We start from the raw sequence: 15,272 nt of genomic DNA, 5'->3' as shown, positions 1-15,272 counted from the left end.
TCAGCGCTTGATCGCCTGCTGCCACTGCTTCAGGAACGCGAGGCGCTTCGACTGGTCGAGATAGACCAGCAGGCCGGTGCCGATCTGGATCGGCTTCAGCGAATCGCCGAGTTCCTTCGTGAGGCTCGCGGCCGACGTTTCGCCGGTCACGTCCGCGCGGATCGCGTACAGGTTCGCCTGGTTGGCGATCAGCGTCTGGCCGCGCCTGGACAGCAGGTAGTCGACCCACAGCTTCGCGGCGTTCGGGCTCTTCGCCTTCTTCGAGATCGTCGCGAGGCGGCTCACGACCTGTGTGTAGTCCTTCGGAAACACGTAGCCGATCGACTTGTCCTTCTTCGCCTTCGCATACGCATACGAACCGATGATGTTGTAGCCGATCAGGTTCTCGCCCGACGAGATCCGCTCCATCATCGCGCCGGTGCTCGACTGCAGCTTCGGGCCGGTCGCGCCGATCGCCTTCACGAGCTCCCACGTGACCTTCTCGTTCACGTGCGCGTCCTGCGTCAGGTAGTTGAAGCCGACGCCCGACTTCTCGATGTCGTAGGTCGTGACCTTGCCCTTGAACTTGTCGGCCTGCGTGGTGAGCAGCCTGATCAGGTCGGCGCGCGTCGTCGGCACTTCGTTCTCGGGGATCAGGCGCTTGTTGTAGACGATCGCGAGCGGCTCGAAGGTCGTGCCGTACGCCTGCTTCTGGTACTGCGACCACTGCGGCAGGTTCGGCGTCTCGGGCGAATCGTACGATGCCATCAGCCCGTCGTTGACGAGCTTGACCTGCAGGTCCATCGCCGAGCTCCACAGCACGTCGGCGCTGGTGCTGCTCGCCGCGTTCTCGCTGATGTAGCGGTTGTACAGCTCGGTGCTGTTCATGTCGTTGTACTCGACCTTCACGCCGTACAGGCTTTCGAAGTCCTTGATCAGCGGGCGCACGAGGCCCGTGTCGGTCGTCGAGTAGACGATCAGCTTGCCTTCCTTCTTCGCGGCGTCGATCACGCCCTGGTAATTCCCCGGATACCCGGCCGGAACCTGCGCGGCGGCGCTGCCGGCGGCAGTGCCCAGAACGACCGCCAGCGCGGCGGCGAGGTGCTTCGGTGCAAACGGCATGTCTTCCTCCAGTGATGCATGGTTTTGTACGAGTGACGCGGATGTTAATTGCGAGGCACTTTCAGCCTGCTTTCATTTCCGTTCACAATCGCGCCGTTTGAGTCATGGATTTCCCGAGGTCGAAGCGGCGGCCGCGCACCTTCGCGGCGCGTGGCACGGTTCGATGTGCGGAAGACGCGAGCCGCCGCCGGGGGCGGCGCTCGCGACGGCTAAGGCCGGGCCAGCAGCTCGCCGAGCAGCCGGCCACCGTGCCGCGCGTGCGCGGCCGTGAGTGCGGCGTACCCGACGACGACACCGGCTTCGCACCGCGCGCTGCGGCAGAACCCGCCGATCGGCTGCAATTCGACGCCGGCCGCGCGGGCTTGCGCTACATACATTTCCTCGTCCGTCCCGGGCGGCAGCCAGAGCACGAAATGAAAGCCCGCGTGCTCGCCGGACACCGTGTAGCGCCCGCCGGCGTGCTTCGCGAGCTGGTCGAGCACGAGGTCGCGCCGCTGGCGGTACGCGTGACGCGCGGCGCGCAGGTGCTTCGCGAAATCGCCGTGCGCGATGAAGCGGGCCAGCGCAAGTTGGGGCGCGGCCGCAACCGTGCGCGCGGTCGCGTGCCACACGGCCGACAGCGCCGGCCGCAGTTCCGCCGGCACGACCATGAAGCCGATGCGCAGCCCCGAGAACAGCGTCTTGTTGAACGATCCGCAATAGATGACGCGGTCGCAGCGATCGAGCGATTTCAGCGCGGGCAGCGGGGCGGTCTGGTAGCTGAATTCGCCGTCGTAGTCGTCCTCGATGAGCCACGCGCGGTTGCGTTGCGCCCAGTCGAGCAGTTCGAGCCGGCGCGACACCGACATCGTGATGCCGAGCGGCGCCTGATGGGCGGGCGTCACATAGGCGGCGCGCGCATCGGGATGCCGCTCCAGCGATGCGGTGTCGATTCCTTCGCGGTCGACCGGCACGTCGATCACGGTCGCGCCCGCGAGCCTGAAAATGTGCCACGCCGACGCGTAGCCGGGATCCTCCATCAGCACCGTCGAACCGGGCGCGAGCAGCGTGCGCGCGACGAGATCGATCGAATGCCGGATGCCGGTCGTGATGAAGATGTCGCCGGCGTCGCACGGAATCCCGCGGTATTCCCGCAAGTACGCGGCGATTTCGGCGCGCAGCCCTTCGACGCCCTGCGACGGCGTCGCCCCGAGGTCGTCCGCCGTCGCGGCGAGCAGGCTCGCGCCGAGCGCCTTTTTCCACTGCTGCATCGGCATCAGGCCGGGATCGGCGAGGCGCGCGACGAACGGGACGCCGGGGCGCACGCCCTGTTCGGGCGCGGCCGCGCCGGTCGGGGCCGCCGGCATGCGGGGCGCGTCGGGCTGGCGGGCCTCGCCATCGCCATCGCCGTTGTCGTTGCCGGTTGCCGCGCCCGCACGCAGGTAACTGTCCGGCACCACCGCGCAGACCCGCGACCCCGACCCTTGCGTGCGGGCGATGTAGCCCTCGGAGCACAGCAGGTCGTACGCCGCCTCGACGGTTCCTCGCGCGACGCCCCAGCGCGCGGCGAGGGTGCGGCTGGACGGCAGCGGGCTGTCGCCGGGGAGCAGGCGCTTCAGGATCGCGTCGCGAATCGTGTCGGCGATGTACACCTGCTTCGACTGCGGGCTGCCGGTCGACAGCCCCGGCGGGCAAGGCAGGTCAACGGGAATCGCGGCTTTGCCTCGCGGCATAGTGGTCTAGTCGGTGGTCGATTTAATGGCCCTTCAGCTTATATCACTTTGACCTTAGATTGCTGTCGAGCCTGTTTACCCCAAACTCATTCGACCGGAGACGGACCTCCCGCATGAAGACGCGTTCCTTGCCCCAGTGGGGCTGGCTGTTCCTGTTGATGCTCGTCGTGTGCCTGCCGCGCGTGACGATCGATGCCTACCTGCCGTCGCTGCCGGCGATGGCGGACACGCTGCACGGCACCGACGCCCAGTTGCAGCTCACGCTGACCCTCTACATGGTCGGCTATGCGCTGTCGATGCTCGTGTCGGGGCCGTTGTCCGACCGATGCGGCCGCCGCCCCGTCCTGCTCGGCGGACTGTGCGTCTACGCGATCGCGAGCGTCGGCTGCGCGCTGTCGGACAGCATCGCGACGCTCGTCGTCGCGCGCATCTGCCAGGCGCTCGGCGGCTGCTGCGGCACGGTGATCGGGCGTGTCATCGTGCGCGAGCGCTATCCGGCGGCGATGCAGGCCACGATGCTCGGCCGCATTTCGGCCGGCATGGCGCTGTCGCCGGTGCTCGCGCCGCTGGCCGGCAGCGCGATCGCCGAGGGGCTCGGCTGGCGCGGCGTATTCGGCTGCCTCGCGGCGGGCGGGGCGGTCGCGACGGCGATGGTGCTGCGCTACCTGCCCGAGACTCGCGAGCCCGACGCGCGGCGGCCGGCGGGCCCGGGCCCGGGGCTGCTGCGGACGTATGCGGGCCTGCTGCGCGAGCGCCGCTTCCTGCGCTATTCGCTCGCCATCAGCTTCGCGTACTGCACGTATTACCCGTTCATCGCGGAATCGTCGACGCTGTTCCAGCGGCAAATGGGCGTGTCCGGCCCGGTCTATGCGGCGATCTTCGGGCTGACCGTGCTCGGCTACCTGATCGGCTCGAACCTGTTCGCGCGAACCGGCGGCCGCTGGCAGGCCGATTCGGCGATCGCGGCGGCGGCCGGCGTCAATCTGGCGGGCGCCGCGGCGCTGTGGGCGGCCGGCACGTTCGCCCCGACGGCGGCGGCGGCGCTCGTCGTGCCGATGTTCGTCGTGATGATCGCCGTCGGGATCGCGATTCCGGCCTGTCAGTTTGCGGTGATGCAGCCGTACACGACCATCGCCGGCACGGCGTCCGGGCTGTTCTTCTTTATCCAGATGTCGATCACGGCCGCGTGCGGCGGCGTGCTTGCATGGCTGTCGGACGGCACCGCGCGCCCGATGATCGCGGTGACGGCCGCCGCGAGCGTCGCGTTCGTGGCGGTGGTCGTCGGGCTGCGCGAGCCGCGCGCGGCCGGCGAGGCGCGTTTCGGGGCGCGCAATCGTCCCGCCGCGGACCGGTGAACCGGCGGCCGGAGGCGAATACGGCGCGCCCGCGCGGGCGGCGCAACCGGTGTTTTCGCGAGGCGTCGCCATGGAAAGGATCATGTAATGTAGCGGCCTGTCGCTGACCTTACCGGACTCCCCATGCGTGTGCTGCTCGTCGAAGACAATCCGAACCTCGCCCAGTCGCTGCATGACGCGCTGAGCGCGGCGCGCTTCGCGGTCGATCACATGGCGGACGGCGAGGCGGCCGACCACGTGCTGCGCACGCAGGATTACGCGCTGGTGATCCTCGATCTCGGGCTGCCGAAGCTCGACGGGCTGGAAGTGCTGCGGCGGCTGCGCGCGCGGCGCAATCCGGTGCCGGTGCTGATCCTGACCGCGCACGGCTCGGTCGAGGATCGCGTGAAGGGGCTCGATCTCGGCGCCGACGACTATCTCGCGAAGCCGTTCGAGCTGACCGAACTGGAGGCGCGCGCCCGCGCGCTGATCCGCCGCAGCCTCGGCCACGAGCATGCGCGGGTCGAATGCGGGCCGCTTTCGTACGACAGTATCGACCGTAGCTTCCATCTCGCGGGCGAGCCGCTGTCGCTCACGCCGCGCGAGCGTTCGGTGCTCGAGGTGCTGATCCTGCGCAACGGCCGCGCGATCAACAAGGAAACGCTGTCGGAGAAGATTTTCGGGCTCGACGAGTCGGTCAACGCCGATGCGATCGAGATCTACGTGTACCGGCTGCGCAGGAAGCTCGAGAACACGGGCGTCGCGATCGTCACGCTGCGCGGGCTCGGTTATCTGCTGGAAGCGAAGGCGGGGACGGCGGAGTGAACGGCCCCGACGCCCGCTTGCGTTGGATGGGATCGGAGTGCGTGCCCAAGCGCCACTCCGGATCGACGGCGTTGCATGGGACCGGAGTAAGCGCCGAAGGCGCTAACTCCGGATCGACACGTTCGCGGCTCGCCGGCGGGGCGCATGTCGTCCACGGCCGGCTTTGTGAAGCCGGCCGGCTGCGCGGGCGCAAAGCGATGCTCCGCGAATTCGCCGCAGCGCCCCTTCGGGCGGCCCGGCGGGACGCATGATGCTCCGCCCGAACCTGCGCACCCAGGTCGCGCTGTGGCTGCTGCTGCCGCTGCTCGGCCTGCTCGCGCTCGACTCGTGGCTCACCTACCAGCGCGCGATGAGCGCCGCGCACGTCGCGTTCGACCGCACGCTGTCGTCGTCGCTGAAGTCGATCCGCGAAGGCGTGCGGCTCAATGACGGCGAGATCGAGGTCGACCTGCCGTATCTCGCGCTCGAAATGCTCGAATCGAGCGACGGCGGCAAGATCTACTACCTGATCCGCGAGGACAACGGCCACACGATCACCGGCTATCCCGACCTGCCGCTGCCGCAGGGGCGCGCCGCGGGCGACGGCGCACTGTTCGTCACGCGCTACTACGACGTCGTCTATCGCGGCGAGCAGTTGCGGATGGCCGCGTTGCGCATTCCGGTACACGACGTGCCGACCGCGCAGTCGCGCATCGTGTGGGTGATGGTCGGCGAGACGATCGAGGCACGCCAGGCGCTCGCGCGCGAGATCCTGATCGGGTCGCTGCTGCAGGAAGGGCTGCTCGTCGTGCTCGCGCTCGGGATCGTGTGGCTCGGCGTCGGGCGCGGGCTGCGGCCGCTGAACCGGCTGTCGGCGACGGTCGCCGCGCGCAGCGAGGACGACCCCACACCGCTCGACACCGGCGCGATGCCGAGCGAACTCGCGCCGCTCGTCGAATCGATCAACCAGTACATCGGCCGCACGCAGCGGATGCAGGTCGCGCGGCGGCGCTTCTTCGCTGATGCGGCCCATCAGTTGAAGACGCCGCTCGCGGCCGTGCAGGCGGGCGTTGAGCTTGCGCTGCGGCCCGACGAGCAGCCGCGCGCGAACGGCCACCTGCGGCGCGCGAACGGCGCGGTGCGGCAGGCCGCGAAAATCGTGCAGCAGTTGCTGTCGCTGTCGCGGCTCGACTCGGACAGCGGCCACGCGGTCACGCACAAGCCGGTCGCGCTGCACCGGCTCGCGCGCAGCGTGACGCTCGACTGGTCGCCGGTCGCGCGTGCGCGCGGCATCGATCTGGGCTTCGAGCACGAGGCCGACGTCGACGTGCACGGGCAGTCCGATCTGCTCGGCGAGCTGATCGGCAACCTGATCGACAACGCGATCCGTTACGCGGGCGACCGGGCGGTGATAACCGTGCGCGTGTCGCGCGACGGCGAACACGCGCGGCTCGACGTGCTCGATAACGGGCCGGGCATTCCGGCGGACGAACGTGACGCGGTGTTCGAGCGTTTCCACCGCGGCAGCAAGACGCAGACGGTCGAAGGAACGGGGCTTGGGCTGTCGATCGTGCGCGAGATTGCGCGCGTGCATCAGGGCGGCGTGACGCTCGCGGATGCGGCGGGCGGCGGGCTGGTCGTCACGGTGGTGCTGCCGGCCAGCCTTTAGGAACACCTTCCGCAACGGGTTGCCCGGGGCGCCGGCGGAGATGCCCGCCGGCGAGGTTCGATAAAATCGGAATGATTAATTATAAGAATTAATGTTTTTTATAATATCCGGGCATGCTGTTATTTATGGCAGACAAAAATCATATTAACCGGCCTATGCTGAATGGGCCGTTTGATATGCGGCTTCGTTTCGATGATTCGTGAGTGAGCCTTGATTTTCCACAATTAAATGAGGACAAGGTCATGGCCACGACACTCGATGCAGAAGTTTTGCCGGAGATTTTCGTCAAACGATTCAGGATCAGCGGTGGGCACGTCACGTCAGGAAAGGGACAGGTGCCCGCCATCCACTTTGTCGCCGCTTTTCACCCGGAATTCGATCATCCGCAAGGCTCGGGTTCGCTGCAGGGCTCCGGCACGATTACCTGGGCGCATCGCGGTTAATGAGCGCATGCGCCACTTTCCGATTCAGCGCGTTGCGCCGCGCATGCGGGTTTGCGATTGTCTAATCGCCGAACCCGATTTCCGCCTCGAGCGCCTGCCCGACCTCCAGAAAGCGCCCCGCGCCGCGCACGACGATCGCGTTGATGCCGAACGTCAGCGCGCCATCGAAGTTGGGGTTCGCGCGATAGGTCTGCATCGTGTCGGTCGGCTCGTGCGGCCACGCGGGATCGGGCGCGCCGGTGACCTGGTCGATCGTCGGCATCGGGCAGCGCGTGCACAGCTTCACGAGTCGCAGTCGCACGGCCGCCGCACCTTCGGTGTCGAGGTGCTCGATGAAATCCTCTTCGTACGCGTCGAGATCCGACACGACGATGTTCGGGCGGAAGCGGTTCATCGGAATCGCCGGGGCGCCCTTGGCGGCGAGCCGCGCGTTCAGGTCGTCGAGCGACGACTGGCCGATCACGAGCAGCGGATAGCCGTCCGCGAACTGCGTGTGCGTGTCGATCTCGCCGGTCCACTTGCGATTGCAGCCGCGCCGCGCGTCGGGCCCGAAGCGCGCGAGCTTCGCGGGCATGCCGAGGAATTCGGTGAGCCACGCGGCCGTTTCGGCGCCCGTGTCGATCGCATCGACGGTGTCGCGCCACACGGTTGCGGCCATTTTCGGCGTGGCGGGCGACACGTCGCCGTCGAGCGGCGTGCGGATCTCGCGCATGCCCGGCGCATTCAGCACGAGCGCATCGCTGTCGAGCGAGGTACGGATCAGCGCGAGGCGCGGGTGCGTGCGCTGCGTGATCATCTGGCCGTCGGGATGCGTGATCAGCCAGTGACGGTCGTATGCAAGGCCGGTTTCGAGCAACTGCGCGCGCGACAGCGCGATGCCGGCGCATGACTTGATCGGGTAGACGAAGAGTTCGGTGATGGCGGGCATGACGCTGGCCGATGGCGGGATGGTCGAATCGCGATTGTGCCAGATCGGGCCGGCGCCGGTGCGGCGGTCGGCCGCCGCCGCACCGGCCCGTCAGGCGAGCGGGAAGCCCGTGTCGAAGGTCGGGCGCACGTCGAGCGGCTGGCGCAGCAGTCCGGCCTTCAGGTAGAAGTCGGCGGTACGCTGCTGTTCGGCGATGACGCTTGCGTCGAGCGGCAGCCAGCGCGTGTTGCGGCGCTCGAACTGCAGCTTCGCGGCGGCCGGCGGAATGCCGATGATGCGGGCGAGCGTCGCGGAATAGGCGTCCGCGTGCCGGTACGACCAGGTTTGCGCGCGCACGACGCGCTGCTGGAAATCGCGCAGCACGTCGCGCTTCGAGGCGATCGCCGCGTGGGTGGCCGCGAGATAGCTGAGGCCCGACCACAGCCCGCGGCCGTTGACGAGCACGCGCGCCCGCCCGCTCGTTTCGGCGAGCGCGGTGTAGGGCTCCCAGGTTGCCCATGCGTCGATCGAACCGGTGGCGAGCGCAAGCATCGTGTCGGCCGGCGGCAGGAAGCGGAACGACACCGCATCGGGCGGCAGGCCGGCCGCGTCGAGCGCCTTCAGCGTGACGAAATGGCCGATCGAGCCGCGCGTGGTGCCGATGCGCCTGCCCTTCAGGTCGGCCGCGCCGTTCAGCGTCGCGTCGGGCCGCACGAGCACGGCCGTGCCGTACGGATCGGAGCGGTTCGCGCCGATCACCCTGATGGCGGCGCCGGATGCGAGCGCGAAGATCACCGGGGCGTCGCCGATCGGCCCGCAGTCGACGGCGGCCGCGTTCAACGCTTCGGCGAGCGGCGCGGCGGCCGGGAACTCGGTCCACGCGATGTCGTACGCGAGGCCGTTCAACTCGCCGGCGGCTTCGAGCAGCGCGCGCAGCCCGCCTTTCTGATCGCCGGCGCGCAGCAGCGGCCGCGCGCCCGATTGCGCGCGCAATGCGGCCGGGGCCGCGGCGATCGTGGCGAGGGCGCTTGCCTGCGCGAGGAAATGGCGTCGGGTCGGATTCATCGTGTCGTTCGGTCGTTCGAGAGAGCGGTTCGGAAAGTCAGTGCGCGAGCCCGGCCTGCACGTCGCGCACGGGCTCGGCGTCGACGCGCAGCAGCAGCGCGGTCAGTGCGTCGGAGTTCGCGGCCGGCGCAGCGGGCGCGGTCGGCCGTGCGGCCGCATCGGCGCGGCACAGCAGGTCGGCATCCGACCAGCCGGCGCTGCCGGGCAACGCGCGTGCCCGCAGCCAGCCGCGGCGGTCGGCAAGCAGTTGCGTGCCGCCGAGGGCCTCGGGCGCCACGCCCGCGATCGTCGCGAACGCGAGCCACGCGTCGGGCGTCGCCGCGACGCAGTTCGCCCGCGTGCCGGTGGCCGGCGGCACGGGCGCGCCGCGCGCGGTGACGAGCAAGGTCTGCCAGCGCGCATCCTCGGGCGGCGGCGCGGCATCCGGCGCAAGCGCGACGATGCGCACGCGCTGGCCTTCGCGCCAGCGCTCGAGCGGTTGCGGCGCGGCGGCGCCGCAACGCACGTCGAGCGCGGGCAACGGCACCGGCACGGGCCACGCGCCCTCGGCTTGCGCGCCGCTGCCCGCGGCCAGCGCTTTCAGGTAGTCGAGCACGGCCCACGTGTCCTGCGCGTCGAGCGTCGCCGCGAAGCCGGGCATCGTCGATGCGCCGCGTTCGTCGTGCGTGCCGTGGCGTACGCGCCAGAACAGCTCGCCGTCGAGACGACGGGCGAGCAGCGTACCGGCGAAGGTCGGCGGCCAGTGCGCGAGCGTGGCGGCGAGCGGCCCTTCGCCGCGGCCGTCCGCGCCGTGGCAGGCCGCGCAGTGTTGCGCATACAGGTGTGCGCCGCGCATCACGTTCGCCACCGAGAACGGCGCGGGATCGCGCTGGAAGCTCGTCGGCACGGCGGGGGCGAGCCACAGTGACGACGGCGGCCACGGGGCGAACCATGCGGCGGCGAGCGCCGCGAGCGCGGAGGCGACACGCAGCCGGCGCGAAGCGAGCGCGACGAAGCCGAGCACCGCCGCGAGCGCCGTCGCCGCGAACGCACACGCGAGTTGCCGCGTGAGTCCCGCATCGATGCGCAGCGTTTCGAGCGCGACGCGATGCAGCCACGGCCACGCGGCCTGGCCGTCGGCGTCGCCGGTCAGGCCGACCGCATGCAGCACGCGCGCCAATGCCGTTTGCGCGCGATACAGCAGTTGCAGGAACGCGAGCGCCCAGTCGGAGAACGGCGGTGCATTCATCGCGTGCGTCTCCGCCGGGCAGCGGCCGATCGTCGAACCGCACCGCGCATCTACCAGCTCGCATCGAGTCCGAGATGGCGCAGCGCCTCGTGGCGCAGCGCCGCGAGGCGCGGGTCGCCGCGATGGCGCGGGTAGGGCAGGTCGACGCGCAATTCGGCGACGATCCGCGCCGGGCGCGGCCCGAACACGATCACGCGCTGCGCGAGGAACAACGCTTCCTCGACGTCGTGCGTGACGAGCAGCGCGGAAAACCCGTCGCGCTGCCACAGCGCAGTGAGTTCGGCCTGCATCGTGAGCCGCGTCAGCGAATCGAGCTTGCCGAGCGGCTCGTCGAGAATCAGCAGGCGCGGATCGTTGACGAGCGCTCGGGCGAGCGCGACGCGCTGCGCCATTCCGCCGGACAACTGATGCGGGAACACGTTCGCGAAATCCTGCAGCCCGACGCGCGCGAGCGCATCGTCGACGCGGTGCTGCGCGGTGCGCGCCACGCCGCGCGCCTCGAGTCCGAGCGCGACGTTCGCACGCACGCGCCGCCACGGGTACAGCGTCGGATCCTGGAACACGACGATGCGCGACGGATCGGGCTGCGCGATCGGCGCGCCGTCCTGCGCGATCGTGCCTTGCCGCGCGGCGTCGAGGCCCGCGACGAGGCGCAGCAGCGTCGACTTTCCGCAGCCGCTCGGGCCCAGCAGCGCGACGAATTCGCCGGCCGCGACCGACAGCGTGACGTCGTCGAGCACCGGCAGCGGGCCCCCGGGGCCGTCGAACGCATGGCTCACGCGGCGGATGTCGATGCGTGCGCCGCGCGGCGTGGCGGCGGGCGCGGCGGCAACGGACGGTTCTTCGAGTACGGCGGCGCTTACCATTTGACGGTTCCCTTCTGCCACGCGAGCACACGGTCGCGCACCGCGAACAGCAGCGCGATCAGCCCGGAAAACAGCAGCGCCATCACGATCAGCGCCGCATACATGTTCACGTACGATGCCCAGCCCTGCGCCCAGCTGAGATACCAGCCGAGCCCCGACTTGACGCCCATCATCTCGGCGACGACCAGTACGGTGAACGACGCGCTCAGCCCCATGAAGATGCCGACGAACACGTGCGGCAGCGCGGCCGGAATCGCGACGCGCAGCACGAGGAAGCGCGCGTTCGCGCCGAGCGTGCGCGCGACGTCGTAGTACTGCTTGTTCACGCTCGCGACCCCCGACCAGGTGAGCACCGCGACCGGGAAGCCGGTCGCCAGCGCGATCAGGAACGCGGCGGCCGAGTAGCTCGACGGGAAGAAGTAGAACGTGAGCGGCAGCAGCGCGGTGGCCGGCACGGGGCCGAGCACGCGCAGCACCGGATGCACCCAGTAGCCGATCCGGCGCGACCAGCCGATCGAGACGCCGACCGCGAAACCGACCGCGACGCCGTACGCGAAGCCGAGCGCGAGCAGCTTCAGCGTGTTGCCGGCGCTGCCGAGCAGGCGCGGCCAGTCGTCGACGTACACCTCGATCAGCGCCTGCGGCGGCGCGAAGAACGGCGTCGGCAGCCAGCCGGTCTTCGCGGTGAGGATTTCCCAGGCGGCGAGCACGAGCGGCAGCGCGACGAGCCACGGGCCGGCCGGGCGCACGCGCGCGAGCCGCGTGCGCGTCGCGGGCACGAGATGGCCGAGCGTCGCGGCGGCGAGCAGCAGCGCCGCGACGGTCCACGCGGCCGTGCCGAACGTATCGGTGTACGCCCAGTCGCTGAAACCGACGATGCGGTTCGGCCACAGGTGCGTGAGCGCGCCGAGCGCGGCCCAGGCGAGCGCGGCGGCGAGGCCGGTCGGCCAGAAGCGCGCGCGGCGGGCGTCGGCCGCCAGCGTGGCCTCGCAGGCCGTGCAGGCGTCGCGGGCCGCGGAAGGGGCGGTACTGCCGCCGGCCGGCGCGGCGGCGCCGGCGCGCGAGGGGGGAGCGTGTTCGATCGTCGACATCGCGTCACCCCAGCACGTTTGCATAAACCTGCTGCGCGAAGCGCTGCGGGTCCGTGCTTTTCTTCAGCACGTTGATGCGGCGGAAATCGTCCGCATAGAACGCGATTTCCTGCTGCAGGTCGACGTTGGTCGGGTGGTGCGTGTAGGTGAGCGTCGCGTAGAGCTTGCGCAGGTCGTCGGGGCTGATCTTCGGCGAATACTTCGCGAACACCTTCGCGGCTTCGTTCGGGTTGTCGTGCGTGAACTCGGTGGCCTGCACGATCGAGCGCGCGAGCGCGGCGGCCGACGGCCGGTCGTTGCGCACGAGGTCGCCGCGCGCGCCGATCACGCAGCACACCTTGCGCGCGTATTCGCCGGACAGGTTCGTCGCCAGCTCCGTATAGGCGCCGTTGCTGCGCTTCTCGAGCAGATAGAGGTTCGGGTCGCCGTCGGCGATCGCGTGGATCTCGCCCTTGTCGACCGCGACGCCGAGCAGGTCGGCCGGATACTGCCGCCACGTGATGTCGCGCTCGGGATCGATGCCGTTCTTCGCGAGCAGGATCGAGAAGAAATGCTTGCCGGGCGCGGCCAGGTCGCTGACGCCGACCGTCTTGCCCTTCAGCGCCTGCAGCGTCGTGACGCCGGCCGCCTTCGCGCCGACGAGCCGCACGCAGCCGCCGTGCGAGCTGCCGATGATCTTCACGTCGAAGCCGGCTTCGAGCGGCTTCAGCCAGCGGTGGATCATCCCGACCGCGGCATCGGCCTTGCCGGTCGCGATCGATTCGAGCAGCTGGTCGGTCGAGCCGCTGTAGTTGATCAGGTCGACCTTCAGGCCGTTCTTCTCGAAGAAGCCGCGTTCCTGCGCGACGACGATCGGCGTCAGGCAGAACGCGTTCTGGTTCCACGCGAACGTGAGCTTCTTCAGCGGCGGCGCGGACCAGGCCTTGCGGCCGAGCGTGATCGCCGGCGCGGCGAGCGCGGCGGCGCCTGCCGCGCGCAGCAGCCTGCGGCGGGTGTCGTCGGGCGCGGGTGCGGTGGTGCGGGTCATGTCGTCGGTCTCCGGTCGTGCGGGATGGCGTTCAGTCGAGCAGGTCGGGTTCGTCGGCGACGACGCGCGCGAACAGGCTGTCGAATGCATGCAGCGCGCCGTCGGGGCCGCCGATCTGGCCGTGCGTATGGCGCGCGGTCGCGTGGTCGATCGGCTGCGGCGTGCCGGCCGCCTCGGCCAGCAACTGCGTATGCGCGGCGTTGTCGAGCGCGAGGTACCACCAGGCGGCGGCCTCGACCGTCGGGCCGGCGGTCAGGATTCCGTGGTTCTTCAGGATCGCGCCCTTGTGCGTGCCGCCGTCCGGCTTCGCGAGCGCGTGGGCGATCCGTGCGCCTTCGCTCGTGTCGACGACCATCCCCGTGAAGTCGTCGAACAGCGCGTGGTCTTCGTAGAACACGCAGGCGTCCTGCGTGAGCGGATCGAGCGGACGGCCGAGCGTCGACCATGCCTTGCCGTAGGTCGAATGCGTATGCGCGGCGGCGACGACCTGCGGATGCGCTTCGTGGATCGCCGCATGGATCGCGAACGCGGCCTTGTTCAGCGGCCGCGTGCCGATCGCCGTTTCGCCGCGGGCGTTGACGAGCAGCAGGTCGGACACCTTGATCTGCGAGAAATGCACGCCGAGCGGATTCACCCAGAAGTGGTCGGGCAGTTCGGGATCGCGCGCGGTGATGTGGCCGGCGAGGCCTTGCGCGAAACCGGCGCGCGCGAACAGGCGGAACGCGCCCGCGAGCCGTTCCTGCCGATGGCGGCGTTCGGCGGCGACGTCGGCGCGCGGCGCGGGCGGGTCGAACCAGAAATGCTGGCGTGGCGTGTCGGCAAGGACGAGGCCCGACGCGGTGCGCTCGGGCGTGGACAGAACGGCGGACATCGTGTGGGTCTCCGGTCGGATCAGGCGGCGTGGCGGGCCGCGTCGCGCGCGGCGACCGCATCGCGCACGCGCGGAATCAGTTCGCGGCCATAGTCGATCGCATCCTCGAGCGGATCGAAACCGCGGATCAGGAAGGTCGTGACGCCGAGGTCGTAGTAGTCGAGCAGCGCGTCGGCGACCTGTTCGGGCGTGCCGACGAGCGCCGTCGAATTCGAGCGCGCGCCGGTGAGCTTCGCGATCTCGGTCCACAGCCGCTTGTCGACGCGCGAACCGCGTTCGGCGGCCGCCAGCAGGCGGCGCGCGCCTTCGCTCTGTTGCGGGCCGCCGGCGCCGAGGCCGGCCGCTTCGCGCAGCCGGCGCGTTTCGTCGAGGATGCGATGCGCGCGCGCCCAGGCTTCGTCCTCGGTCGCGGCGAGGATCGGGCGGAACGACACGGAGAAACGCACCTGCCGGCCGTGCCGGGCGGCTTCGGCGCGCACGCGCGTCGTCAGGTCGCGCACCTGGTCGAGCGATTCGCCCCACAGGGCGTAGACGTCCGCGTGCTTGCCGGCCACCGCGAGCGCGGCTTCCGACGCGCCGCCGAAGTAGATCGGCACGTGCGGCTGCTGCAGCGGCTTCACTTCCGAAAAGCCCTGCGTGAACCGGTAGTGCGCGCCGTCGTGATCGAACGGCTGCGTCTCGGTCCAGATCCGCCGCAGGATGCCGAGGTATTCGTCGGTGCGCGCATAGCGCGCGTCGTGGTCGAGGAAGTCGCCGTCGCGCTGCTGCTCGGCGTCCGAGCCGCCGGAGATGAAGTGCACGGCGAGCCGGCCGCGGCTGAACTGGTCGAGCGTCGCGATCTGCCGGGCGGCGAGCGTCGGCGCGGTGAAGCCAGGACGATGCGCGAGCATGAAATGGATGCGCTCGGTCGCGGCCGCCGCGAATGCGATCGTCAACGTCGCCGACGGCCCGGTCGAGTGATGCGGCACGAGGATCCGGTCGAAGCCGGCCGTCTCGTGGGCGCGCGCAAAGTCGCGCACGTAGTCGGGGTCGACCGTCGGGCCTGACGGCGGGTGGATTTCCGACTGCTTCTGGCTCTGGATCATGCCGATGAATTCGACGCTCATCTGGGTCTCCGGTGCAGGGACGTCCCGGCACGCGGCCGGGCAGGAATG

Annotated in this window: 14 protein-coding genes; 4 read left to right on the top strand and 10 right to left on the bottom strand. The window is 70.0% G+C overall.

The window, feature by feature from the left end; all coding sequences use genetic code 11:
- Both GQ57_RS00350 and pdxR read right to left on the bottom strand, forming a co-directional pair.
- Nucleotides 1–1,101: an ABC transporter substrate-binding protein gene (locus GQ57_RS00350; protein ID WP_034196739.1), complete on the bottom strand. Its 1,101-nt coding sequence runs from the start codon at nt 1,099–1,101 to the stop codon at nt 1–3.
- A gap of 209 nt (nt 1,102–1,310) precedes the next feature.
- Nucleotides 1,311–2,813, bottom strand: a complete 1,503-nt coding sequence (gene pdxR, locus GQ57_RS00345) for a MocR-like pyridoxine biosynthesis transcription factor PdxR (RefSeq protein ID WP_034196738.1) — start codon at nt 2,811–2,813, stop codon at nt 1,311–1,313.
- A 113-nt stretch (nt 2,814–2,926) separates the two neighbouring features.
- On the opposite strand from pdxR, the gene GQ57_RS00340 reads away from it, so the two are divergent.
- The 4 genes from GQ57_RS00340 to GQ57_RS41225 all read left to right on the top strand — a co-directional run bounded on the left by GQ57_RS00340 (nt 2,927) and on the right by GQ57_RS41225 (nt 7,063).
- On the top strand, nt 2,927–4,168 hold the full coding sequence (locus GQ57_RS00340) for a multidrug effflux MFS transporter (protein WP_034196737.1): 1,242 nt from the start codon (nt 2,927–2,929) through the stop codon (nt 4,166–4,168).
- Between the two features lie 123 nt (nt 4,169–4,291).
- A complete protein-coding gene (locus GQ57_RS00335) occupies nt 4,292–4,972 on the top strand; it encodes a response regulator (RefSeq protein ID WP_031396721.1) in 681 nt (226 codons plus the stop codon).
- Nucleotides 4,973–5,222: 250 nt separating this feature from the next.
- On the top strand, nt 5,223–6,620 hold the full coding sequence (locus tag GQ57_RS00330) for a sensor histidine kinase (protein WP_034196843.1): 1,398 nt from the start codon (nt 5,223–5,225) through the stop codon (nt 6,618–6,620).
- A gap of 242 nt (nt 6,621–6,862) precedes the next feature.
- A complete protein-coding gene (locus GQ57_RS41225; RefSeq protein WP_152603153.1) occupies nt 6,863–7,063 on the top strand; it encodes a hypothetical protein in 201 nt (66 codons plus the stop codon).
- A gap of 61 nt (nt 7,064–7,124) precedes the next feature.
- Here GQ57_RS41225 and GQ57_RS00325 read toward each other — a convergent pair whose 3' ends face one another.
- The 8 genes from GQ57_RS00325 to GQ57_RS00290 form a co-directional block, all read right to left on the bottom strand.
- Nucleotides 7,125–7,991: an MOSC domain-containing protein gene (locus GQ57_RS00325; protein ID WP_034196736.1), complete on the bottom strand. Its 867-nt coding sequence runs from the start codon at nt 7,989–7,991 to the stop codon at nt 7,125–7,127.
- A 90-nt stretch (nt 7,992–8,081) separates the two neighbouring features.
- Nucleotides 8,082–9,035 (bottom strand): ABC transporter substrate-binding protein, encoded by a 954-nt coding sequence (locus GQ57_RS00320; RefSeq protein ID WP_034196735.1) that lies wholly within the window; start codon nt 9,033–9,035, stop codon nt 8,082–8,084.
- 37 nt (nt 9,036–9,072) lie between these two features.
- Nucleotides 9,073–10,263, bottom strand: a complete 1,191-nt coding sequence (locus tag GQ57_RS00315) for a c-type cytochrome (protein WP_034196734.1) — start codon at nt 10,261–10,263, stop codon at nt 9,073–9,075.
- A gap of 50 nt (nt 10,264–10,313) precedes the next feature.
- The gene (locus tag GQ57_RS00310) at nt 10,314–11,129 is read right to left on the bottom strand and encodes an ABC transporter ATP-binding protein (protein WP_034196733.1); all 816 of its coding nucleotides are present in this window, start codon (nt 11,127–11,129) and stop codon (nt 10,314–10,316) included.
- The gene (locus tag GQ57_RS00305; RefSeq protein WP_034196732.1) at nt 11,123–12,220 is read right to left on the bottom strand and encodes an ABC transporter permease; all 1,098 of its coding nucleotides are present in this window, start codon (nt 12,218–12,220) and stop codon (nt 11,123–11,125) included. Before GQ57_RS00305 ends, GQ57_RS00310 begins: the two co-directional genes overlap by 7 nt.
- Nucleotides 12,221–12,224: 4 nt before the next feature.
- On the bottom strand, nt 12,225–13,247 hold the full coding sequence (locus GQ57_RS00300; RefSeq protein WP_031396714.1) for an ABC transporter substrate-binding protein: 1,023 nt from the start codon (nt 13,245–13,247) through the stop codon (nt 12,225–12,227).
- 31 nt (nt 13,248–13,278) lie between these two features.
- On the bottom strand, nt 13,279–14,118 hold the full coding sequence (locus tag GQ57_RS00295) for a class II aldolase/adducin family protein (protein WP_034196731.1): 840 nt from the start codon (nt 14,116–14,118) through the stop codon (nt 13,279–13,281).
- Between the two features lie 20 nt (nt 14,119–14,138).
- Nucleotides 14,139–15,224, bottom strand: coding sequence for an LLM class flavin-dependent oxidoreductase (locus tag GQ57_RS00290; RefSeq protein ID WP_031396712.1), 1,086 nt, complete (start codon nt 15,222–15,224; stop codon nt 14,139–14,141).
- Nucleotides 15,225–15,272 lie beyond the last annotated feature (48 nt).

The sequence above is a fragment of the Burkholderia sp. MSh2 genome (assembly GCF_000731655.1).
In the GTDB taxonomy this organism is placed as follows: Bacteria; Pseudomonadota; Gammaproteobacteria; order Burkholderiales; family Burkholderiaceae; genus Burkholderia; species Burkholderia paludis.
The sequence above is the reverse complement of the archived record's forward strand: the minus strand, read 5'-3'. Positions and strand labels throughout refer to the sequence as shown.